Source organism: Rhodopirellula sp. UH5, assembly GCF_056839225.1.
Genome location: NZ_CM166390.1, coordinates 204,411 through 228,847, shown reverse-complemented (window position 1 = coordinate 228,847; position 24,437 = coordinate 204,411). Strand labels below are relative to the sequence as shown.

The window sequence follows — 24,437 nt, the reverse complement described above, 5'->3', positions numbered from 1 at the left end:
AAAGTACTCGACGTCGTCAGCCAGGCCTGTGGGAAAGATCGAAAACCGGGGCAACCGCTTCCAATCCATCGTCCGCCCAACGAAGTGCCCGCCCCGGCCCAATTCACAAAGTGGCTGGCACGTTACGAGTTCCCTGGCACCTTACGAGTTCCCTTACCCGATGACCTTGGACGTGATCCCACTGACAACACTGTGATTCGCGAGCAGTTTGCTCGCTCGACCCTCGGCCTACTGTCGACTAGAGTATGGCCGGAGGACATACCATGAACGTTGACCAAGCAATTTCCGACCTTTCCACACTTCCGGTGGGGGATCGCTTGCGTGTCGTGCATGCGATCTGGGATACGCTGCCTGACGATGTTGACCTTTCGCCGTCTGCGGAGCAGCAAGCCGAAATTGACCGTCGTCTTGCTGCACACGACGCAGATCCATCGACTGCCATATCGCACGACGAAATGATGCGGCGCATCGCGAAGCGGCGGTGATGTGGCATCTTTCGTATCGTCCGGAGATCGAAGATGATGTCTGCGAGGCCGCCGCTTGGTACGACGACAAACGCGCGGGACTCGGCGATGAATTTGTTGCCGAATACGCTTCGGCGATACGCCGAATCCAGCACAACCCACTTTTGTTCGCGATCACCAAGAGCGGACTGCGCCCGTGCCGACTAAAGCGGTTCCCCTACATCATCCATTTCAGGGTCGAAGGTAGCGATATCCTGGTCGTCGCGCTAATGGGCAGTGGCCGCGATGAATCCTCGTTCATTCACCGCAACAGATAACCATCAAATCGGGATAAGGGCCCGGTTGCCTGGACCCCCTCCCACACCACCTAGCATGCGGGACCGCACGAGGCAGGTCGGCAGGAGTCTTTCGGCATTTGGACTGTTTCGGTAAGCGTCGTTGCTCCCACGTACAACCGGGGCGAACGCCCAAACGGCTCACATGATGATGCCCGATCATTCCTGCCGACCTGCCGAGGAGGTTGAGCACGAGTTTCAAGTCAGCGCGTCGCCGCGATGCCCCAAGCCATTGGACCGACAACTTCGCCGCTAAGAGATTGCCATCCGGCAACGGCTCCTTCGCGAGATGAAGCCGAACCGTGCTTGCTCGTTCCCTTCCGGCCTTCGTCGACCACCGGGGCCGACGACGATGTCCTCTGCTGACTTCTCTCTGCACGGTCATACGTTGCCGCATTCCGCCCCGCCTTTCGGGCAAGCCCTACTCACGGGTACGCATCGAGATCTCCCCGAAAAAGGGACGTCCTTGATCGCTCAAGAACACGTGATCTGTCCCCGCCCAAGTGCTTGATCTACCTCCGCTCAGAACTCCATCAAGGCATCCGCCGGGCTTCCGGTTCGGCTTCTCGGTCAGCAGCCCACTGTGATCCAAGGGATCGCTCCGCGACGGGCCTGGAGACGTCGGCCTCGTATCAAGTTTCTGTACGTCACCTGGCGGGTCTTGGCGAGAAGATGTCCAGCGACGATTCTTTGCTGGCTTACCGATCATCTTCGCAGGCTTCCTCCCCACGGTTTGTCACCTCCCCGCAGTTGCTCCGGGTTGCTTGGTGAATGGCCTCGGACTGCCTTTCTTCAGAGCTACATTTGGTAGACTGACTCCTCGAAAGAAACCGGAACGAAGTACAGGGGACTTGCACCCCACAAGATCACGCCCATGTCGGGCGTACTGCACACGGAGCGGGGCTTGCCGGCGGATACGAAATGGACAACTCTACTCTCCCCGCCCGGTGACGCCGGTCGTTCGCCGACTGAAGTTGAATCGCTGATGGCGAATCCATACGAACCGACGGCCCAGACAGCATTCGACGATACGGCTCGGTCTACCAACGACTGTCCTGTGTGCCGATTATCGGTCAATCGTTTGCGACTAGCTGTTCCGCTACTCAAATGCCCTCACTGCAGCACACGCCTTTTCCTGCGATTGCCCTTTCCTATCGCCGCGTCTTGGGTTGTTGTCATGCTCGTCTTGGTGTTTGCCGCGTATCGCTGGTTGTCCGCTGACCCAATTCGGTTCCTTAACCACATCTGGATTGTGGGATTGCTGCCGGCACCGCTGGCGATCGCGTGCATTGCACCGGTCATGCTTGCGTTCGGGCGTCCTTGCGCCAACAATGGATTCCGCAACCTTACGCAAGACGAAATTCAATCGCGGCGTCACGTGTACCTCAGCGACCAGGACGGCGGCGAACCATGACATGCACGGGAGGACGGCTTGCGCGGTCTTTGAAGTGGAAAGTTTCCCTCCGTCCCCCGTGATGTCTATCGTTTTCCGAATGACAAGGCATCGACTTCGCTGGTCGAGCGGCAGAGACTTACGACACCCAAACGACTCACTCCCGGCCCCGCCATGGCATTCATTCCCTATATCCTTGTTTGGATCGGACTCGGTCTGACTGGCTCTTTCTTGCTTCTCACGAAATCGGCACGCCCGGAGCGTGCATTGTTTGTTGTAATTTTCTCGTTGCCGCATGCAGTTGTATTTGGGCCGCTCTTCTTGCTGTTGAACCTGGCCGGACGAGCTCAGAAAACCTGCCCTTCCTGCCAATCGAGCGTTGATCGTGCGGCTACTGTCTGTGCAAAATGCACAAAAGAGCTACCACAATCGTCGTAAAATCCGAAAGACACCCGTCGAAGTCCTCCAGGAGAAACGCAGGGCAAAGCGACGCAATCCGACAGGCAAACGCATTCGACGCGACGGAATCATTGGGGGCAGTGGGGCTGCTCCGAAGTTTGTGAACGAGAGTTCCCGACCAGATGCACGCCGAATGCAAAGAACGTGTCTGCCGGAGCGGCGCCGGAACGGCGCCGAAGCGGCTTGATCCGGCCTACTTGCTGCCTCGAAGTCGACCGTGGTGCGGCAATCGTCCGATCAACGATGAATGGCGATTGGTGGATGGCACCTTCCGGATCCTGAATGGCGATTGGTGGATGGCACCTTCCGGATCCTGCCTTCCGGATCCTTAGTGGTCTGTCACGACCTATCCCTGGGGTAGTGGACGAGGCGACGAGTCATGAACTGGCGTCAAATCCAAGGACTCGTGGCCTCGTCCACTACGACCAACCCTAACTATTAGCTGTGACAGACCACTCGCCTTGCAATCTCAACTCCCTGCCGGACAATGCCGAGCAGCATGGGACGTGATCTGATCTGACACAATGCAAACTCAGCCAGAACGAAGCAGACAGGCCGCGCGCAAACTCGTTTCAAGCGAGTGACATTTCTTCTAACAAACCAAGGACCTGAAGCATGGCGGCACCGCAACATTTTTTTCATGATTCGATGTGGTCGATCCTAGCGATTGCGTTGGCAATGTCGGCCTCGACCGCTCTGGCATGCACACGCATTCTGTGGAATACCAATGGCGTCCTCGCCGTCGCGGGACGGACGATGGATTGGGCAGAATCAACGGAACCAAGACTGTATATTTTCCCGAGAGGCATGCCTCGAGATGGAGGCCGGGTTGGACCGATTGACATTGGTGACGAGAATCCACTCACCTGGACATCTCGCTATGGATCGGTCGTCGTTTCCGCTTATGGCCTGGCATCGGTCGACGGTTTGAACGAAAAGGGACTTGCAATGCACTTGCTGTTCCTAACCGCCACCGACTATGGGCCGCGAAATCCAGAGAAAGCGGGGCTCCATGCGGGCCTTTGGGGGCAGTACTTGCTCGACAACGCGGCCACGGTCGAAGAAGCCCTGGAGAGAATGAAAGACGTTCAACCAATCATGGTCGAGCACGCCGGCTTCAAGACGTCGCTTCACTTAGCAATCGAAGATGCATCCGGAGATTCCGCGATCATCGAATACGTCGATGGCCAACCAAAAATCTACCATGGATCGGAACATCGAGTGGTGACCAATGATCCACCCTACGATCAACAACTCCTTGAGCTAGAGAAGTGGGATTTCACGAACGCGACACGCCAAACCCCGCTGCCCGGCAACGTCAATCCAATCGATCGCTTTGTACGAGCCAACTATTTCTTGAAGACGCTTCGCAAACCCGAGGGAGAACGAGAAGCAATTGCCACGACATTGTCTCTCGCTCGAAACGCTTCGGTGCCATTCAATGCGCCTTACAAAACGCCTGGAACGATCTACGACACCGAATACCGCACCGTCGTGAACCTGGAGGCCAGACGTTTCTTCTTTGAGCTGACAACGAGCCCCAACGTCATTTGGGTGAATCTGGAGGACTTGGATCTTTCTCCAGGCTCCCCGGTTCTCACGCTCAACCCAGATGACATTCATCTGTCAGGCAATGTGAACAAAGAATTCACACCAGTGGCTGAACCTCCGTTCTAAGCAGGTCGGCAGGAGTCTTTCGGCATTTGGGCTGTTTCGGTAATCGCCGTTGCTCCCACGTATAACCGGGGCTAACGCCCAAACGGCTCACATGATGATGCCCGATCATTCCTGCTGACCTGCTTAAGAACCATGTGAACAACAAGTGACGTAGCGGAAGGGCGCGAGCCCTCCGGTTCCTCACCGGGCGGCTTGCGCCACACCGCTAACATCGTCACTTGTTGTTCACGCGTTGCTTGAGCAGGCACGCGGGAAAACTTGTTCCCCAGCAAGGTCTCACAAGCAGATCAGTTCTTCTTGTCGCTGGCTCACGGGAACATCCAAGTTGCGGAGTCGTGAAATGATCTCACCGCAGAGCTCTCGATAGCGAGCGGCGAACTGCCGCCCGTACTTGGCATCGCAATTTGGATGCGGGGTGCTCAGCTCGCGTGGGTCGACAGCCCTGGCCAATTGGGCCGCGTTGGGAATGACCGACTCAAACGGGGTGGGCAACTTCGCGAAAGGATCGGAAACCATCGCGCGGTGAAGTGGCGTCTGCTGGCGATACAACGTCCACAAAGTCCCGAGTGAGTCAACACGAAAACGTTTCAGCCGATCGACCAAATTCGCTGATCCTCGCACCGACAATTGGTCCGGGATGGATGGAATCACGCAACCATCCGCGATCCGCAGAAACATTTTGACTTGCATCGCAATGCTGGGCGGACAATCCACAATCACGAAGTCATACAGTTCGTTGAGCCAGCTCTTCACTCCCGGCATCTGTTTCTTGATTTGAGTGAACAAATCTCGTTCGGTGTCGAACAAACCCGAGCGACGCTTGGAACGAAACGCATTGTTGTAAAAGTCATCGATCCGAAACGAACAAGGGATCACATCCAAGAAGTCATGCACTGTCGCGACGTTCGATGTTTCTTGAGCGATGAACGTTCGCAGGTCATCGACTTCAAAATCGGGATCGCACATCTCCAAGAACACGTCGTGCAGCGTGCGTTTCCGTTTCTCACACTGAAGCATCCGCTGTTCGCCCAACAACAATTCCCCCGCCATGCTCTGGTGGTCCGCATCGATCACCAAGGTCTTGTAACCTTCCTCTGCCAGTGTCTCCGCGATGGCGACCGTCGAAGCGGTTTTTCCAACTCCACCTTTGAGATTGATCATCAAGAGAACAGGCATGGGCTTTCGATCGTTTGAGGGGTTCAGAGGCATCTCACAAAACACCACCCCCGAGCGGGGATCGCGTCCACTCAAGAATTCACCACAAACTCACGAACGCTCAATCCGCGCCCTCGAAAAACAGACGAATAGGCTTTTGCTGCCGACAAAAGTCGCCCATTCACGCCAACCATGTTTCGACTCTCATTCCACACAACTGCTGCGATCCCACACTCAACCGTCGTAGACCCGCCTCAAATCTTCAGGCGAAGCTCCTTTTGAAAACTCGCGTTGAATTTGCCAGTTCAGTAGCGTCTGACGAACAACGCCCCGCCTCTGCCAACGCCGAGCATCGACCTGGACAGGCCCCGGCAACAGCGTCGCCGGGCAATGCGCTCGCAGCTTTGCCGACAGCATCACGTCTTCCATCAACGCCACTCGTTCAAATCCACCGACGCGTTCATACAAGTCGCGATGAACGAAGATCGCTTGATCGCCAAACAAATTCGATCGCACACGCCCCCGCCAAGCGTTGCCCCATTCGAGCATTCGGTAACGCCAAGCCGGATGATCGATTCGTTGATAGAAACCGCCCCAAGCTGGCCAATCCGCTTCCCGCAACTGCGCCCACCAATTCAGAGGCAGTCGATTGTCGGCGTGCAAGAACAGCAGCATTTCCCCGGTTGCCAGTTCCGCTCCGGTGGCAAGTTGCTCGCCGCGTCCCGGAAGCGACTGGATCACTCGCACACGAACGTCCTGCATCGCTTCCACGAGCATCACGGTGCTGTCTCGGCTGCCACCATCGGCGACGATGACCTCAGCCACCCTGCCTTCGGCCTCGCCAGTCTCAGAGACGCTCCGCCCTGATTCGCCGCCCGAGAGGATGGACGCAAGACACGGTTCAATGTTGTCCGCTTCGTTCCACGTGGGGACAACGACGCTGACCTTCATCAAACCGTCTGAACGTGACGCAGTCGTGAATACGCCAGAGGCCCAATGATCAGCAGGGGAATCCAAGCGGCGATGCCGGGCGTGACCAGACTCGTGCTTCCGCCCAACGTGCTCGCGATGGTTTTGAGCGCGAAAAATCCGATGATCAGACCCACCGCCGATCCGATCAACACGAACAACTTGCGTCCTCGTCGATTGACGACCATCGGCAGCACCAACAGAATCAAAGCAAAATCCAGCGGGGCCCGCACGATCCGTTCATGAGTGGTTGTTCGCAGCGCCTTGCTGGTATGCACCGAAGGATTGCGAACTCGACCGGCAAGTTCCATCACGGATGCCAGGCGTGTCGCGGTGTCTTGCGTTTGCAACATATTCGGATGAATGCTGGTGACGACAAAGCACTCGGTCGGTTGCAGCCAAGGCTGGTCCGCGGGGGTCAAAATCACCAAGTCTTCTCGAGACTCCAGACCGACCGACGGCACATCACGCAGGTCTTCAGGACGCCGCACGCCACGCAGCAGGTAGCCGGTGCTTTCGGGCATTCCGCTTCGTCCCGCCAAGTCCGTCCAACTGGTTCGTCTGCCTTCCGTGTCGGACACGGCGGCGTGGAGGGATGCCAATTGCGCGGAAGCGGTTTCTGCGGGCCCACTTTCTGCCAATTCGGCGTCAGGCAACCCTTGGTCGTCTCGCCATTCCGCCATCGCCTGTGGGTCCCACCAAATCGCTTCGCGTGCCAACAAGACATCACCAAACCCGGCGTATTCGCTGTACAACCGGAAGTTGGGTCGTGTGATGACACGTCCCAGCGTCCGCAGTTTATCGCCTTCGATCAGAATCCCCGACGATTGGTCATAGGTCGGCATGACAGCCTGTTCGACGTCGCCGGACAGATTTTTCGCCTTCATCGTCAGCGAATCGCGAAAACGCGGGATCACCCATTCTCGATTCATCAGCTGAACGGAGACAATTGCCAAAGAGGCGATCACCATCGGCCGAAGGATCCGCCCGTGGGAAATTCCCGCGGACAGGGTTGCGGTCAGCTCCCCGGTTCGCCGCAGCCAGCCCGCCGTGAACAAGAACGCCATCAGAGTGATGATCGTCCCGGTCATATCGAAGAGCAGCAGCAAATACGGCCCGTAGAAGCGGCCCAGCACCAATGGCAAGGGCTCGCCGGCTTTGGATTGAGCGATCAAGTCGTCCATCGCCGTGAAGGCGTGAAACACAATGAAGATGCCCGCCAACGACAAAAAACACACGCACACCGTGCGAATGAAGAGGATCAGGACGTAGCGATCAATCTGAGTCACGATGCGGCGGACGACGACTTCAAAGGAATGGATGGATACCGGACAGGGAATTTCTCCCGTCCCTGCTCACCATCGCAGCCAACCCGTCGACGCCTCAAGACCAATCGCTGGAGCCCTCAGGCGTTGATTGGCACCAGAGCAGAACAATTGTCCCGAATTGTTCCGTCACCCAGCATTCAGACGTCGGTCAGCTTCTTCCCCAGTCCACCCCTGACACCGTTTGCGTCACGACCGGAAACGATCCGAACACGGACAGTCGAACAGTTGATTCAACGGTTCGATATCGTGAACAGCTCGGTGGGGCCTCCACCGAGACATGTTCTTTGACGACAGCTTCAACGAGGCTGACTGAGGCGACTGACTCATCAGTCGACCAGTTGAGCACCGGGTGGCAATGGATCGGCGTGAATGATCATGTCACCTTGTGAGTCCACGCGATTCGATTGGTAGGCACGAGGGGCGAACGAGTCGCCTTGGATCGAACCGTTGTAGGAATCGACGGGATAGCCGCCACCAGGAACGATCGTTTCGCCGTAACCAAGCGTGCCGCTTCCCAGGTAGGGATCAACAGCGCCTTCGTAGTAGCCGGGCATTCCGACGGCATACTCACTGCCGCATCCGTCGCCCACATAGGTTTGGGGTGCGGGGCAAGTGTTGCAGGTACCAGCCGATGCATACGGTGCGTAGGCAGGGGCCGGTGCGTAGACAGGCTGTTGCGGAATCATTGGAGGTGCGGCCACGGCCGGACCGCGGTTGAACAAATTGCAGGATCCAGTGTTGCAACCACCCGCGGTGGCTGCAGGCGGAGGAGCCAACGGATTGACGGCACGGCCAATGGCGCCGACGCGATTGCAAAGACCACAGCTGGCGCCGCGGCCGAAGAAGAAATTTCTCATTCCTGAGCAGCCGGTCGAAGTCACCGTGACCGTCACGAGCATCAGGAGCGTTAGAGTTCGGATTGTCATCAGAGTTTCCTTGACTGGCAAAGCAGGCGGATCGGGCAAGGTGAACCCAAAGGGAAAACCGAGCCTAAACGTTGGCCTTGGCATCAAGACCACTCAAAAGTAGGACGCTCTGAGCGTTGTGCAAACGCAACACGCTAATTTTGGGCAACAATTTGTTGACAAAACGCCACATCCCACCTTCAGAAGGGCTGTGGTAGCTTGGATGCCCCGCACGATTCATACGACCCGTTTGATTGTTCGCATGATGCAGCTCGCTCACCCACACGACCACAAGTCGCTGATGTCCACCGTCGTCATCGGCCGATCATCCGGTTTCTCGATTCGCCTCCTGGGCAAACGAGTTTCGCTTCCGGAGGCGATCGCGCCGGTGATGCTGTGCATCGCCATGTGCTCTGCGTTCGCGATCAACGCCGACTCCCTCCGCGCCGGGCAGCCGCTCGCCTTCGATGCAGCGAATTTCTCCCAGCCGTTGTCTCTGTCCTCTGCCAGCGAGTGGACTTCCACGGAAACGATCGCTGCCGAAGAGGCCGCAGAACTCAATCGAGTCGAAGCGATCGAGATTCAAGCCGAGAACGAACTGGATCTTTCGGACTCACTGACATCTATTCATTCCGCTTCTGTCACGCGACCTCATCCCAACCTGATCCCATCGGGATCGTTCATGGTTCCGGCACCGTCCAGTCTGCAACAGGATTTGACGAGTGACCGTTACTGGTTGATCAGCACGCGGCACATCACCAGCACCGCTTGTCGTGCCAACTTGCAGAACCCGAACCTGCACATCTCGCGATTGAATCGTTGCGGTCAATCCAGCCCGTCCAGCCTTGACGAATACATCGCGACGTTTGACCCGAGCCGACCGCGTGTCATTTACGTTCACGGCAACCGCCGCTCCGCTCCCTTGGCCATTCAACGGGGGATGGACGTGGCTCGTGAGTTGGAAGCCAACCGCTGCGACCGCACCCCGATGGACTTTGTCATCTGGAGCTGGCAAAGCGATCGCGAAACGTTTGCCATCACCGACGCTCGAATCAAAGCGGAACGAACCGACGCCCAGGGTTTGTACTTGGCTTGGTTGCTGCATCGTCACGTCGAAGCCGCCCAGCCCACCGCGTTGATCGGATTCAGCTTCGGCGGCCGGATCGTGACAGGCAGCCTGCACGCGTTGGCCGGCGGCAGCATCGGACGTCGAAGCTTGAGCGAAGCGCCCGTGATGGCGGCCAACCTGGACGTTGGTTTACTCGCACCGGCAATCCAAAGCGATTGGCTGATGCCTCACGGCTACCACCGCCTCGCGACTCAGAACATGAATCGCCTGGTCCTGCTGTACAACCAACGCGACGCAATCCTCAAGAACTACTGGCTGCTGACGCGAATTCGCGGCACACGTGCATTGGGCTACACCGGTCCAACCCGATTCGCGCCTCGTTACGACGGCTCGCCGTTGCCCGTCCGTTCGCGTGACTGTTCGCCCACAGTCGGCAAGGCTCACTCGGAAGAGGAGTATTACAAGCGATCGTGTTACGCGGGCCGCGAAATGGCCAGCCTGTTGTCCAGCAGTTTGAAAAACGACTGAGCAACGCCCTACCAACGGCGGCCGTGGTGGACGAGGCAACGAGTCCGGTTCGTCGTGACAACCGTGAACCATCGTTCATCGGCTGATGGTTGAACTCACCGCAAACCGAACAGTTTGACTGAACCGGTGAGTTTGCCTGTTGGTTGCGACGCGCGAAAGTCAGAGCGTGTTGTACCGGACTGATCGATCCTGACGATCCGATGGTTGTCGCGACGGATACGCGACGCTTTGCCCGTTCGGTTTCGCAGGATGCAGTGCCGCCAGTCATATGAATCTCAAAACACTTCAAGCGTCGGTTCCCGTTTTGTTGGTTGCGATGTTGGCGAATGGGGCCAGCAACGAATGCCGAGCGGATTGGCCGTTTCCACTGCTACGTCCCGACGGAGCCCAACGGGTGGACGTGATCGGCCCGGTGGGAAGCCGTTTGCCAGAATCCTACCGGCGTCAATACAACCGTCCGACTTACGTGGGTGGTAAAACCGCGGCGATCATCGCCCCGTCCAGCCAAGAAGCTCGTGCCTGGCAACGAGCCGACGCACTCGGGCTGTACGACGACAACGGCATCAAGGGCGCAGTCCACGGCAAACACTGCCCGCCGAAACGCGTGGAACAACACTACTTCTATCCCAAACCGTGGGAAGTCCTGACCGTCGGTCCGCGCCGCTCGGTCGCCGTCGAACCGAACGACGTTGATCGCTACCAGGAACCCGTGTTGATGAAAGAAGTCGCGGAGGAACTGGAGAAAGCCGAAACGCTGCATCGCCCTTCGCCAGATGACTTGGAACCGATCGAATCAGCGATTCCTGCCCCGGTGCAAGACCCAGCAACGGATGCACTGGACCTGAATGATCAATCGTCGATCCCCAGCACCATTCGCGAGCCCGTCTTTGTGGCTCCCGTCAGTGGCCTGATTCATCGCTAGGCTGGGTGGGCAGGAATGAACGGACGAAACCGCGTAAGCCGTTTGGTCGTTCGCCTGGACTGTTTTCATCCTGGTAGGGATGTCAGATGGTAGCCGTCGGCAAGCAATAGCGCCACCGACGGACATGCCAGTTCAGTCGAGATGTTGCCAACCAACCGCGGAGCGGTGACATTCGATAGCGTCGGGTTTCAACCCGACGTCTTGGGTGCCCGCACCTCAATTCAAAGCCGCGGAGCGGCGACAGATCGTTCCAAACTCGTTGCCAACTGCCGTCGCTCCGCGACTGTTCGGTCGAGATGTTGGCCAACCAACTGTGTGGGACGTTCGATTGACAGCTTGCGGAACGTCACTGTGGCATTGGCTTCCAGCCTGTGTTCTATCCTTCACAGACTGGAAGCCGATGCCGCATTTCTGAGGAATTCTCGTGGCAGCGTTGCTTGACCGAAACGGCAGTCGCCATTATCCTTCCTTTAAGCGGGGATCACCCCCGCTCCCGCCTGCCAACCCCCACACGGCTACCGAATCGATTCATCCCCGGGATTGATTCGGATCGGCGATGATTTTTCGTCCCCATGCATTCGCTTGGAAGGAAATCGTCGTGACAGATATTTCGTCGATCATGTTGTCCATTCGGTCACCGCGATCCCCATTACCCCACCTAGCCGTTGTGGGACTTTTCTTTTTCTCTGCCCTCGGTGCCCCACCGAGTTCGGCAGAGGACGAACCCACCCCCGCCGAAGTCCCCACTTCGGCCGCGGGTTTGGGCGTTGGAACCGTCAGCTATCACCGCGACGTTCTACCGGTCCTGCGAGCGAACTGCTTCGGATGCCACCAAGCCGCGAAGCAACGCGGCGAATACGTGATGACCGACTTCGACGCGTTGCTCCGCGGCGGTGAAAGCGGCGAGGCGGCGGTCGTTCCCGGTGATGCCGACGCCAGCTCGCTGGTCTCGCTGATCACGGCACACGACGGCATTGCCGAAATGCCCAAGGCCCCACGCAAACCACTGCACGAAACAGAAGTGGCGACGATCCAGCGCTGGATCCAACAAGGGGCGATCAACGACTCGCCCCAGCCCAGTGGCCCGCGAATCGATGCCAACCATCCGCCGGTCTACGCAGGGCCACCGACGTTGCCCTCGATCGACCTCTCGCCCGATGGCCAAGTGCTCGCCGTCGCGGGCTACCACGAGATTTGCTTGCTGGATCCCCAAACCGGTGAGATGCAAACACGTTTGGTCGGCATGTCGCCGCGGATCAACTCGGTTTGCTTTTCACCCGATGGTTCACGCATCGCCGCAGCGGGCGGCACGCCCGGCGAACTGGGTGAACTGCAAATTTGGAACGCATCGACTGGCGAGCAAGAACTTTCCCAACAGATCACGTTCGACACCCTCACCGGTTTGTCTTGGTCACCAGACGGATCGAAGATCGCGATCGGAGCCAATGACAACACGGTGCGTGCACTCGATGCGACCTCGGGCGAACAAGTCCTGTTCCAAGGGGCCCACGAGGATTGGATTCGCGACACGGTGTTCAGCAGCGATGGCAAACACCTCGTTTCCGTTGCCCGCGACATGACCTGCAAATTGACGGAAGTTGAAACCGAACGCTTCATCGACAACGTCACCTCGATCACCCCCGGTGCTTTGTCGGGCGGGCTGTCCAGCGTTGCTATGCATCCGACTCGCAATGAGGTCGTTGTCGGTGGTGCCGATGGCGTGGTCAAGGTCTACCGTGTCTTCCGACAAACCAAGCGTCAGATCGGTGACGACGCCAACTTGTTTCGAAACCTGCCTCGTCTGAACGGACGCATCCGGCAAGTCGTCGTGAACTCCACTGGCACGCACCTGGCCGCCGTCGCCACGATCGACGGCCATTCCGAATTGCGAGTTTGGAAGTACGACTTCACCGGTGAGTTGACTGATCTGCTGAAATCGATCCTCAGCAAACGAGTCGCCAATCGCTCCGCGAACGGGCAGAAACTCGTCGAAGAAACGATCAACGAACCCGTCACGCAGACGCTCCTCTTCGAACTTCCCAACGCCGCCGCTTACGCGATGGATTTGACCGATGACGGGAGCGTGTTTGTCGCGGCCAACGATGGACTCATCCGCCACCTCGACCCGACCGGAAAACTGGTTCGCTCATTCCCGGCGGTGCCGCAAAGCGATGCGACGTCCGAAGAAGCGTCCCATGCTTCCGCCCCCGAGCTCAACTTCACAAGCGATGCAGCTTCCAACCAAGACGCGTCACCTGAATCGCCGACCACCCCCTCGGAACTGGTTGAACTGTCCGTTGTCCCGAAAACGATCTCGCTGACATCGCCCTACGACTACGTGCAACTGATCGCGATTGGAACGCTGGCCGATGGTTCCACCATCGACGTGACGCGACAAATCGCGATCACGCAATCCGAAGACTACCTCGCGTCGCCCAGCGGATTGATTCGCCCCAAACGAAATGCGATCAACGAAGTCACCATCACGCTCGGATCGCATCAACAAACACTCCCGATCGAGATCACCGGGCAAGCCAACTTCGACGTCGACTTCATTCGCGACGTCAATCCTGTGCTGTCTCGACTGGGATGCAACCAAGGCACCTGCCACGGAGCCCAGAAGGGCAAGAACGGGTTCCGTCTGTCTTTGCGAGGCTACGATCCCATCTTCGACATCCGCGCCCTGACCGACGACTTGGCCGCGCGGCGAATCAATCCGGCGGCCCCCAATGATTCGATGATGCTCCGCAAACCTCTGGGCATCACGCCTCACGAAGGCGGCACATTGATGAAAGAGGGCGATCCCTATCACGCGGTCCTGCATCGTTGGATTGCCGATGGATCCAAACTGGACCTGGAAACTCCCCGCGTCGCATCGTTGGAAGTCTTCCCGAAGAACCCGGTCGTTCAATCCACCGACGCTCGCCAGCAGGTTCGCATCGTTGCGACCTATGCCAACGGCGACTCACGCGACGTGACGCAAGAAGCATTCGTCAGCTCCGGCAACACCGAAGTCGCCACCGCCGAAGCCGGTGGGATGCTCCGTGCCGTTCGTCGCGGGGAAGCCCCCGTGCTGGCTCGATTCGAAGGGGCGTATGCCGCCACCACGCTGACCGTGATGGGCGATCGCACGGGATACGAACAAGCCAACTCGGATACCTGGGGACGCATCGACGAATTGGTCGCTCAAAAGTGGGACCGAATGAAGATCGTTCCCAGCGAAGTCGCCGACGACGCCACCTTCCTCCGCCGCGTGCACTTGGACCTGACCGGGCTGCCTCCCACCAGCCAAATGGTTCGCGAGTTTTTGGCCGATGAAACGCCTCGCAAATTGAAGCGTCAGGCCATCATCGATCGCTTGATCGGCAACGAAGACTTCGTCGAATACTGGACCAACAAGTGGGCCGACCTGCTGCAAGTCAATCGAAAATTCCTCGGCGTCGAGGGCACCAAACTCTATCGCGATTGGATTCGCAAAGCGGTCGAGGAAAATCGTCCCTACGACGAATTCGCCTACCAGATCTTGACCGCATCGGGTTCCAACCAAACCAACCCGGCCGCCTCGTACTACAAAGTCCTCCGGACCCCCGAGGACACGATGGAAAACACGACGCATCTGTTTCTGGGCATTCGTTTCAATTGCAACAAATGCCACGATCACCCGTTCGAACGTTGGACCCAAGACCAGTACTTCGAACTGGCCGCCTACTTCGCGAAAGTCGACCGAAAGAAAGATCCCAATTCAGGCGACAAAAAGATCGGTGGCACCGCCGTCGAAGGTGCAACACCCCTGTTTGAGATCATTGCCGACACGGCCGATTCAGAGGTCCAGCACGGCCGGACGGGCGAGAACGTTGAGCCGTCGTTCCCTTACGAATTGGCCGGCAAAGCTGCCGATCAACCCGCTCAACAACAATCACAGACCGCTGCACCCAATGAGCAAACGCTGGTCTCCCATTCCAACGATCCACTCACGCGACGTGAAGAACTTGCCAAGTGGATGACGGATCCCAGCAACCCGTACTTCGCTCGTTCCTACGTCAACCGAATCTGGGGATACATGACGGGCGTCGGCTTGATCGAACCGATTGACGACATCCGAGCTGGCAACCCACCGTCCAACCCCCAATTGCTGGACTACCTGACGAACGAATTCATCGGTTCCAACTTCGACACGCGGCATCTGATGCGGTTGATCGTTCGCTCGCGGACCTATCAGTTGTCGGTCCAGTCCAACGAATGGAATGCCGACGATCACCTGAACTACTCCCACGCGACACCGCGACGATTGCCCGCCGAAGTCATCTTCGACGCCGTGCACTCGCTGACGGGAGCGACCAGTCACATCCCTGGCATGCCTGCCGGGACCCGTGCGGCCGCCGCAACGGACTCGGGCGTCTCGCTCACCGACGGCTTCCTCGCCAACCTCGGACGTCCTGTCCGCGAAACAGCCTGTGAATGCGAACGGGGAACTGACCTGCAACTCGGCCCGGTGATGGCGTTGATCAGCGGTCCCACCATTGGCACCGCGATCAGCGACCCCAAGAACCAACTCGAAAAGATCGTCGCGGAAAACTCCACCGACGAAGCCGTGACGGAAGAGATCTTCTTGCGAGCGCTGGGCCGCCTCCCGTCTGACAAGGAACGCGCCGCTTTCGCAACGATTCACGGCCAAATCCAAAGCGACCACGAAACGCTCGTCGAACGTTTGGCCGCTGCCGAGACCGCTTGGTCCGAGCGATTCCCGCAGTTGGAGGCCGGTCGTCAAGCGATGCTGACGAAGCTCGCCGATGACATCGCCACTCGCCGCAGCGAGAGTGCGGATGAACGAGCGAAGATGCAGGCCGAGCGTCAGACCAAGATCGACGCCGCCGCAAAGAAGCTCGCTGACCAAGAAGCAACACTGCCCGAATTGGTGACAGCGTTTCTGACAGAGAAAAAGGCGGACACCGAATGGCATCCGCTGATCCCCAACTCGTTGTCCGCAACCAACCAAGCGACCTTGACCATCCAACCCGATCGCAGTGTTCTAGCCAGTGGCAAACAAGGCAATGGCTCTTACATCGTCGAGTTTGAGACCGATCTGTCCGGAATCACCGGCTTTCGAGTCGAGGCACTCACCGATCCAAGCCTCCCGCAAAACGGTCCTGGTCGCGCCGGCAACTTTGTGGTCACCGAGATCACCGTCCGAGCTGGATCGGATCTCCAAGCCAATCCCAAAGATCTACCTGCCGTCAAAATCGCTCGTGCCTCGGCCGACTTCTTGCAGAACGGGTTCAAAATCGAAAGCACCTTCGATGGCAACGCTGGCAATCAAAACGCTTGGGCGGTCTCGGGAGCCAATGGTCACGAGCACTGGGCCACGTTCCAGTTCGCCAAACCAATCGCCTCGGAAGGCAAAACACGCCTGAGATTTGAATTGGTTCAAAACCACAACGCCAAGGAACATCAACTTGGTCGCTTCCGAATCAGTGTGACCACGGCGGAGGGCGACATTCCGCTGGGATTGTCCGAAACGTTCGCCGCCGTGGAACGAACACCCGCGGAACAACGCGGTGAGGCTCTCGCGAAGGCAATCGACCAGTACGTGTCGACGATCAATCCCGAGTTGAAAGCGGCTCGTGATGCACTCAATCAAGCCAAACGGCCGCTGCCCGAAGACAGCCGAATCGTCGAACTGCAAACACGCCGCAAACGCTTTGAACCAGAAACACCAATTGATCCGGCCTTGGTTGAATTGCGTGCGAACGTCGAACGATCCAAGACCCAACTGGCGAATTCCCGTTTGACCGCGGCAGAAGACCTGGTCTGGGCTCTCGTCAATTCGCCGGCGTTCTTGTTCAACCACTGATTCACATTGGAACCATTCGGAAACAACTTCGGGATTCAAAAGTAGCGGAAGGGCGCGAGCCCTCCGGTGACACACCGTGCGGCTCACGCCGCTCCGCTACAGCCGAACTTGATTCCGAACGATTCCTTCGCCTCTCAACAACCCAGCCACGGAGTCAACCATGTTGTCTTTCAAAGGGCCTCGCGCCAAAGATCTCTGCGACCCTCACTTGGGTGAAACCCGGCGTGCGTTCTTGCGTGTCGGGAGCGCATCGCTGTTTGGGTTGTCGCTGCCTCAGATTCTGAAACTGCAATCGCATCAAGCCCAAGCGGCCGAAGCCAGCGGTTCAGCGGACTCGAATCACAGCGGTGGTCCGGGCTGGGGCAAGGCCAAGTCCATCATCATGGTCTACTTGCAAGGCGGGCCGAGCCAATTGGATTTGTGGGACCCGAAAGAAAACGTTCCCGACAACGTCAAAAGTCAATTCAAACCGATCTCAACCAAGATTCCTGGGATCCAATTCACCGAGAACCTGCCGCGACTGTCCCAGATCAACGACAAGTTCACCATGATCCGGTCGATGTCGTACACGCCCAATGGTCTGTTCAACCACACCGCGGCGATCTACCAAATGATGACGGGCTACACGACCGACAAGGTCAGCCCGTCGGGACAACTTGAGCCGCCCTCGCCGAAGGACTTCCCCAATTTTGGCAGCAACATCGTCAAGATGAAACCGATGGAAGAACCGATGCTTCCATTCGTGATGCTGCCCCGTCCATTGCAAGAATCCAACGTGGTTGGCAAAGGCGGGACCGCCGGTTTCCTGGGCAAAGCTTACGATCCGTACACGCTGTACCCGCCCGGCGACGACATGGACATGGAAAAGATGCAACGCATCCGGACCGACGACCTGTCGCTTCGCGATGAAGTGTTCGACGTGCGATTGCAACGCCGCGCCAACTTGCGTCAGGCCCTCAATGAGCAGATGCCCGTCATCAACCAAGCGGTTGAAAAGTTTCAATTGGACCAAAACTACGACCGAGCCCTCTCGCTGATCCTCTCTGGCCGAGCACGCGACGCATTTCAATTGTCGGCCGAAGACGATGTCCTTCGAGACGCCTACGGACGTAATTCCTTCGGGCAAAGTTGCTTGTTGGCCCGTCGCTTGGTGGAAGCCGGGACACGAGTCGTGGAAGTGATCTGGCCCAAGGTCGCCAACAGTGACAATCATTCCTGGGACCATCACTCTGGCCTTTCCAAACGAATGAAGGAGCAGTCCGCTCCGATGCTCGACAACGGCTTGTCCACTCTGCTCGAGGACCTCGACCAACGCGGTCTGCTGGAAGAAACCTTGGTCGTGGCCGTCGGCGAATTCGGGCGGAGTCCGCAGCGAGGCGTCAGCACATCGGGCAACAACAACTCCGACGATGGCCGTGATCACTGGCCGTATTGCTACACCGCCGTCGTCGCTGGTGCCGGCATGAAACGGGGCTTCGTCTACGGCAAGAGCGACAAGACCGCCTCCGCTCCCGTCGACAACCCGCTGCACCCCGCCGAGCTTCTCGCCACGATCTACCACAGCTTTGGGATCGACCCAGAAACGCTCGTCTACAACCACCTCAACCAACCCCGCGAGCTGGTCAAAGGCCACGCCGTCACCGCACTGATGAGCTGAATGAAAGCTGCGAGTTTCCGTCGCCGGATTCGCCAGCATTCGGACTTCCCCCAGAGCAAAACCGTTGTCCTCAACTGCTTGGAGGTCAAGCAGTTTTCTGGTGCGGCATTTTGGCGGGTTTTCACGCGGCGCACCTCTCCTGAAACGCAGCTTGGGGAGAGGTCGAGCGACGCCGTTCAGGCGTACGCGAGGGTGAGGGCCGAGCATGGGAAGCGGCGCGGATGGCCCTCCCCCGGAAATCTCGCTGAACGCTCGCTTTCCGACCCCTCCCGCTGCGCGGGCGGGGTTCTCAAGGCGCTGCCGGCACAGCATTTAGAACTGCACGACCTCTTTGCGTGCGAGGTTGGCGAAGTCGAGACGCTCAGCGCGAATGGGGTGCAACTTCAACTTGAATCAACACGTCAATTCGGCTAGCAACCAGACACGACCGAGAGCGATGCCCGACGGAACAATTGGGGACAATTGTTCTACTCTGTCCTCCACCGTTCGCGTGCGAGGTTGTCGACGTGAAGACGCTCAGCGTGAGTTCAAAACAGTTTCGACGCGGAGGCGGAGAGACGCGGAGCACCGGACGGTTCTCAAAACGCAAGCTGAACATTCGAAGCAATCGCGTTCCGCTGATTCTCTCGCTCCGCTCGAGCGATCCTATGCGTCTCTGCGCCCTCGCGTCTCTGCGTCAACAACTCGTCGCCGATCAGCGATCGACGGAAGGCGTCGTTCCCACGCACTGCACCCTCCGAATTCTTGGCGAATCCGGCTACCTGGATGGTCTACAATCATCCAACCAACCCCGCGAACTCGTCAAAGGCCACGCCGTCACCGCCTTGGTGAGCTGACCGGAACGGTCCAACGCGCCTCCCGTAGCCGGATTCGCCAGAATTCGGACTTGCCTCCAGAGTTGAGCAATTTTCTGGTGCTGCATGTTGGCGGGTTTTCATGCGGCGCACCTCTCCTGAAACGCAGTTTGGGGAGAGTTCGAGCGACGCCGTTCAGGCGTACGCGAGGGTGAGGGCCAAGCATGGGAAGTGGCGCGGATGGCCCTCCCCCGGTAATCTCGCTGAACGCTCGCTTTCCGACCCCTCCCGCTGCACGGGCGGGGTTCTCAAGGCGCTGCCGGCACAGCATTTAGAACTGCACGACCTCTTTGCGTGTGAGGTTGGCGAAGTCGAGACGCTCAGCGCGAATGGGGTGCAACTTCAACTTGAATCAACACGTCAATTCGGCTAGCAACCAGACACGACCGAGAGCGATGTCCGACGGAACAATTGGGGACAATTGTTCTACTCTCGTAGGGACCGAATTCTTGACGAATTCGGCTACGGGAGACCGGAACCATCCGAATTCTTGGCGAATCCGGCTACGGGAGAACGGTTCAAATTCTTGACGAATGGCGAATCCGGCTACTGGTTTTGGCCCCATTCTTCGTCGTACAAACGCACGAGGATTTGATCATTCAATCGGTTGGGGGGGACATCGCGGGGCTGTTGATCGGCAGGTAAATCGAACAACCCTGCCATCGTCGAGGGAGTCAGGTATCGCAAGCCAGTCACCTCGGCCGACAACTCCGGCGGCAAACGCCAATTGGCTTCCGATTCCGGATCCTGGGCAATCCTCGCGAGCGCAAAGCCCCAGATTCCAAACGTCGGCACGGGTGCGTGGTAAGGCGTGACGTCAAACCCCGAGGCCTGCATCGTCCGCAAGATGCACCAATAAGACTTGGGCGCCACCAGCGGCGAGGTGCACTGGATCGCCAACCCGGCCTCCTCGGTCATCCGACCTCGAAGCAGGTCGTAGAAACGGGAGGAATACAGTTTGCCGATCGAGTAATTGCCTGGATCGGGAAAGTCGATCACAACCGCATCGAATTGCTCGTCCCCTTCTCCCACCCACAGAAACGCGTCTCGATGGACGACCGTGACACGGTCCCTCTCCAACGCTCGCCCATTGAGTTCCGCCAGCGGTTCGAACTGGGTTGCCAACCGCGTCATCGCGGGGTCCAAATCCACCAGCGTGACCGACTCAACATGGTCATAACGCAAAATTTCGCGAACCGCCAATCCATCCCCGCCGCCCAGCACCAGCACCCGACGTGCGTCCTTGCAGACCGACATCACCGGATGCACCAATGCTTCGTGGTAGCGGTATTCATCAACGCTGTTGAATTGCAGGTGCCCGTTGAGAAACAACTGGAACCCTTTGTCATTGCGGGTCACTGCGATGCGTTGAAAGGGCGACGTGTCGGCGTACACAATGCGGCCGCCAAGCGTGCTCTCTTCCGCAATGCTGGTGATCGAGTCGGCTTTGATGAATCCCGCGATCAGCAATCCGATCACCAAGAACGCTCGCCCACGAAGACCATCCAACCCCTTCTTTTCCAGCAACGGACGCAACAGATACGTCCCCCACAGCCCGACCAACGCGTTGAGCAATCCAAACACAATTGCGGTGCGATTCAGCCCCAATTTGGGCACCAAAAAGATCGGAAACAACAGCGAGGCGAACAGGGCACCGAGGTAGTCAAACGCGAGCACGCGCGAGATGAGTTCTTCAAACTCGAGGTGCTCTTTCAGAATCCGCATCAACAGCGGCAGCTCCAACCCAACCAACGTTCCGATCACGATCACGCTGCTGAAGAGCAACCACTGGAACCACTCGATCATCGGGAACGCGAGAAACAGCAGCGGCGTCGAGAACCCGCCCAACAGGGCGAGTGCCAACTCGACCTCAATGAACACGCGAGCGAGCTTGGTCGTCACGTACTGGGACAACCAAGCCCCAAACCCCAACGCGGAGAGGTAAACGCCGATGATCAGCGAGAACTGGGTGACGGAATCACCCAGCAAGTAACTCGCCAGCGTCCCCGCCAACAACTCGTAAATCAATCCGCACGTCGCGATGACGAGCACGTTGAGATACAGCAGATGCAGCGGGGCACGATGGATCATTTACGAAACGCTCAACCGCGAAGGTTTCGCAGAACCGTCGGCAGGATGCCGCCGTTTTGGTAGTACTGCAATTCAACCGGCGTGTCGATGCGGACGCGGCATTCGAACTCGGTCTTGGTGCCGTCGGCTGCGGTCGCGACCACGGTGATCAAGGAACGAGGTTCGATGTCGTTGGACAACCCATCGATGTCAAACGTTTCTTCGCCGGTCAACCCCAGCGACTGCCAAGAACCACCCTCGGCGAATTCCAATGGCAACACGCCCATGCCGACCAAGTTGCTGCGGTGAATGCGTTCGAAGCTGGTCGTGATGACAGCTTTGACGCCCAACATCATCGTGCCCTTGGCGGCCCAGTCACGGCTGCTGCCTGTTCCGTATTCTTTGCCAGCCAACACGACCAACGGCACGTTGTCGGATTGATACTTCATGGCCGCATCGTAGATGCTCATCGTTTCGCCGGTTGGCAAGTAACGAGTCACGCCGCCTTCGGTGCCTGGTGCCAGTTGGTTGCGGATGCGAATGTTGGCGAACGTTCCACGCACCATCACGCGGTCATTCCCGCGACGCGAACCGAACGAGTTGAATTCGCGAATCGGCACACCGTTTTCTTGCAGGTAACGTCCGGCAGGCCCGTCGGTGGCGATGGCCCCCGCCGGTGAAATGTGGTCGGTCGTGACCGAATCACCGAGCAATGCCAACACCTTGGCACCCTTGATCGGAGCGATGTCTGGCACGGCTTCCGCGGTGACACTGTCCAAGAACGGTGGGTGATGGATGTAGGTGCTCTTTTCGTCCCACGGGTACAACGCTCCGCCGGCCGCTTCGATCGCGTTCCACAATTCGTTGCCAGCCACGGCCGCTTCGTATTCGTCGGTGAACATCTCGGGTTGGATGCACGACGCAATGGTTTCGCGAATTTCTTCCGCCGATGGCCACACGTCCTTCAAGAACACGTCTTCGCCGTTGGTGTCTTTGCCAAGTGGTTCCGTGACCAGATCAATGTCGGTCGTACCGGCCAAAGCGTAAGCGACCACCAACGGTGGGCTGGCCAAGTAGTTGGCTTTCGTCAGCGGGTTGACCCGACCTTCAAAGTTTCGGTTGCCCGACAGAACCGCCGAAGCGATCAAGTCGCCATCTTGAATGGCCTTGGCAACAGGTTCTGGCAGAGGTCCCGAGTTGCCGATGCAGGTTGTGCAGCCATAGCCAACGGTGTTGAAACCAAGCTTGTCGAGCGACTCGGACAAACCGGCTTTGTTCAAGTAATCGGTCACGACGCGTGAACCGGGAGCCAGGGATGTCTTCACGTGTGCCGGCACTGTCAAACCGCGTTCGGCAGCCCGCTTGGCCAACAATCCGGCACCCACCATCACCGATGGGTTGGACGTGTTCGTGCAGGACGTGATGGCAGCGATGACGACCGCACCGTGAGTGATGTCCGAGCTGGCACCGTTGTTGGAAACATGTCCGGTTCGTTTCAGGTCTTCCGGAGCCAACCCGAATCCGGAGGCACCCACAGGAGCCGTCAACGATTCGTTGAACGCCTTCTTCATCGATGCCAACGGCACACGGTCTTGAGGACGTTTGGGGCCCGCCAAGCTGGGTTCCACCGTCGACAAATCGAGCGAAACCGTCTTCGTGTAATTCAGTTCGGGACCATCGTCCAAACGGAACAGACCTTGTTCTTTGCAGTAACGCTCGACCAGCTCGACGTTTTCTTTGGTGCGGCCGGTTTGACGCATGTAATGCAACGTCAAATCATCCACGGGGAAGAATCCCATCGTGGCACCGTACTCCGGAGCCATGTTGGCGATGGTGGCTCGGTCAGCAACGCTCATGGTGTTCATGCCGGTGCCGAAGAACTCGACAAACTTGCCGACCACGCCTTCAGCGCGGAGGATCTCGACGACTCGCAGCACCATGTCCGTCGCGGTCGCACCGGATGGCAACGCACCGGTCAGTTCGAAGCCAATGACTTCGGGCATCAACATGTACAACGGCTGGCCGAGCATATTGGCTTCGGCTTCGATGCCGCCCACGCCCCAGCCCAACACGCCCAAACCATTGATCATGGTCGTGTGTGAGTCAGTCCCGACCAGCGTGTCGGGCATCGCCACGGGGCCCTGCTCGTCTTTGCCCATCGCGACAACGCGGGCGAGGTATTCCAAGTTGACTTGGTGAACGATCCCGACGTTGGGTGGAACGACGCCGAAGTTGTCGAACGCCTGTTGGCCCCAGCGAAGGAACTCATAACGTTCTTTGTTGCGTTCGAATTCACGCTCGACGTTTTGAACAAGTGCGCCGTCGCTGCCGAAGAAATCGACTTGGACCGAGTGATCGATGACCAGGTCAACGGGAATCAGCGGGTTGATCTTGTTCGGGTCGCCCCCGATTCGCTCCATCGCCGAACGCATTGCCGCCAAATCGACGACCGCGGGCACGCCCGTGAAGTCTTGCAAGACCACGCGGTAAGGCTTGAACGGCACCTCGTGAGGAGCCACCGCTTTGGCGTCCCAACCGGCAAGGTTTTTGACGTCGTCTTCACTGATCTGAAAACCGTCGCAATTTCGCAGCACGGCTTCCAACAGCACGCGAATGGAAAACGGCAAGCGGTCAATCTGACCCAAGCCTCGTTTCTGGAGCGCCTCCAAGCGATACATCGCTGCAGAGCCGGATCCGGTTTCAAACTGTTCGCGTGCGCCGAAAATATCCGCAGTCACTGCATGGGTTCCTGTTGTCGAATTGTCGAGAAATGCTGAGTGGCCAACAGTTTAGCAATGCGT

The 24,437-nt window shown here is 58.1% G+C and carries 16 protein-coding genes; 10 read left to right on the top strand and 6 right to left on the bottom strand.

The features are described from left to right. The first annotated feature begins 263 nt into the window (after nucleotides 1-263). From UH5x_RS00780 to UH5x_RS00765, 4 genes are all read left to right on the top strand, one after another. Nucleotides 264-485: an addiction module protein gene (locus UH5x_RS00780; RefSeq protein WP_047814599.1), complete on the top strand. Its 222-nt coding sequence runs from the start codon at nucleotides 264-266 to the stop codon at nucleotides 483-485. Continuing rightward, nucleotides 485-781 carry a type II toxin-antitoxin system RelE/ParE family toxin gene (locus tag UH5x_RS00775; protein ID WP_482634369.1) on the top strand — a complete coding sequence of 99 codons (297 nt, stop codon included), beginning with the start codon at nucleotides 485-487 and terminating at the stop codon, nucleotides 779-781. The genes UH5x_RS00780 and UH5x_RS00775 overlap by 1 nt, the downstream gene beginning before the upstream one ends. Nucleotides 782-1,976: 1,195 nt before the next feature. Next, nucleotides 1,977-2,213: a hypothetical protein gene (locus tag UH5x_RS00770; protein ID WP_482634368.1), complete on the top strand. Its 237-nt coding sequence runs from the start codon at nucleotides 1,977-1,979 to the stop codon at nucleotides 2,211-2,213. A gap of 1,053 nt (nucleotides 2,214-3,266) precedes the next feature. Next, nucleotides 3,267-4,328, top strand: coding sequence for a linear amide C-N hydrolase (locus tag UH5x_RS00765; RefSeq protein WP_482634367.1), 1,062 nt, complete (start codon nucleotides 3,267-3,269; stop codon nucleotides 4,326-4,328). Nucleotides 4,329-4,604: 276 nt separating this feature from the next. Here the strand turns inward: UH5x_RS00765 and UH5x_RS00760 are convergent, their stop codons facing one another. The 4 genes from UH5x_RS00760 to UH5x_RS00745 all read right to left on the bottom strand — a co-directional run bounded on the left by UH5x_RS00760 (nucleotide 4,605) and on the right by UH5x_RS00745 (nucleotide 8,637). Further along, entirely contained in the window at nucleotides 4,605-5,504 is a 900-nt protein-coding gene (locus tag UH5x_RS00760) for a ParA family protein (RefSeq protein ID WP_047814739.1), read from the bottom strand. A 213-nt stretch (nucleotides 5,505-5,717) separates the two neighbouring features. Then, a complete protein-coding gene (locus UH5x_RS00755) occupies nucleotides 5,718-6,434 on the bottom strand; it encodes a TIGR04283 family arsenosugar biosynthesis glycosyltransferase (protein WP_047814602.1) in 717 nt (238 codons plus the stop codon). Further along, nucleotides 6,434-7,741 (bottom strand): LptF/LptG family permease, encoded by a 1,308-nt coding sequence (locus tag UH5x_RS00750; RefSeq protein WP_083434941.1) that lies wholly within the window; start codon nucleotides 7,739-7,741, stop codon nucleotides 6,434-6,436. Before UH5x_RS00750 ends, UH5x_RS00755 begins: the two co-directional genes overlap by 1 nt. A 365-nt stretch (nucleotides 7,742-8,106) precedes the next feature. Next, nucleotides 8,107-8,637: a hypothetical protein gene (locus UH5x_RS00745; RefSeq protein ID WP_047814741.1), complete on the bottom strand. Its 531-nt coding sequence runs from the start codon at nucleotides 8,635-8,637 to the stop codon at nucleotides 8,107-8,109. A 271-nt stretch (nucleotides 8,638-8,908) separates the two neighbouring features. Here UH5x_RS00745 and UH5x_RS00740 point away from each other — a divergent pair, with 271 nt between their 5' ends. From UH5x_RS00740 to UH5x_RS00715, 6 genes are all read left to right on the top strand, one after another. Beyond that, nucleotides 8,909-10,282, top strand: a complete 1,374-nt coding sequence (locus UH5x_RS00740) for a hypothetical protein (protein WP_482634366.1) — start codon at nucleotides 8,909-8,911, stop codon at nucleotides 10,280-10,282. Nucleotides 10,283-10,550: 268 nt separating this feature from the next. Next, nucleotides 10,551-11,204 carry a hypothetical protein gene (locus UH5x_RS00735; RefSeq protein WP_482634365.1) on the top strand — a complete coding sequence of 218 codons (654 nt, stop codon included), beginning with the start codon at nucleotides 10,551-10,553 and terminating at the stop codon, nucleotides 11,202-11,204. 556 nt (nucleotides 11,205-11,760) lie between these two features. Further along, on the top strand, nucleotides 11,761-17,055 hold the full coding sequence (locus UH5x_RS00730) for a DUF1549 domain-containing protein (RefSeq protein WP_482634364.1): 5,295 nt from the start codon (nucleotides 11,761-11,763) through the stop codon (nucleotides 17,053-17,055). Nucleotides 17,056-17,215: 160 nt separating this feature from the next. Further along, complete coding sequence (locus tag UH5x_RS00725) at nucleotides 17,216-18,712, top strand: DUF1501 domain-containing protein (protein WP_482634363.1); 1,497 nt, start codon at nucleotides 17,216-17,218, stop codon at nucleotides 18,710-18,712. Further along, nucleotides 18,713-19,126: a DUF1582 domain-containing protein gene (locus tag UH5x_RS00720; protein WP_482634362.1), complete on the top strand. Its 414-nt coding sequence runs from the start codon at nucleotides 18,713-18,715 to the stop codon at nucleotides 19,124-19,126. It begins immediately after the preceding gene. Nucleotides 19,127-19,359: 233 nt separating this feature from the next. Continuing rightward, nucleotides 19,360-19,548: a hypothetical protein gene (locus UH5x_RS00715; protein WP_482634361.1), complete on the top strand. Its 189-nt coding sequence runs from the start codon at nucleotides 19,360-19,362 to the stop codon at nucleotides 19,546-19,548. A 564-nt stretch (nucleotides 19,549-20,112) separates the two neighbouring features. On the opposite strand, the gene UH5x_RS00710 is transcribed toward UH5x_RS00715, so the two are convergent. After that, nucleotides 20,113-21,657 (bottom strand): polyamine aminopropyltransferase, encoded by a 1,545-nt coding sequence (locus tag UH5x_RS00710; RefSeq protein ID WP_482634360.1) that lies wholly within the window; start codon nucleotides 21,655-21,657, stop codon nucleotides 20,113-20,115. 11 nt (nucleotides 21,658-21,668) lie between these two features. Then, nucleotides 21,669-24,374 carry an aconitate hydratase AcnA gene (acnA, locus tag UH5x_RS00705; protein WP_047814610.1) on the bottom strand — a complete coding sequence of 902 codons (2,706 nt, stop codon included), beginning with the start codon at nucleotides 24,372-24,374 and terminating at the stop codon, nucleotides 21,669-21,671. Nucleotides 24,375-24,437 lie beyond the last annotated feature (63 nt).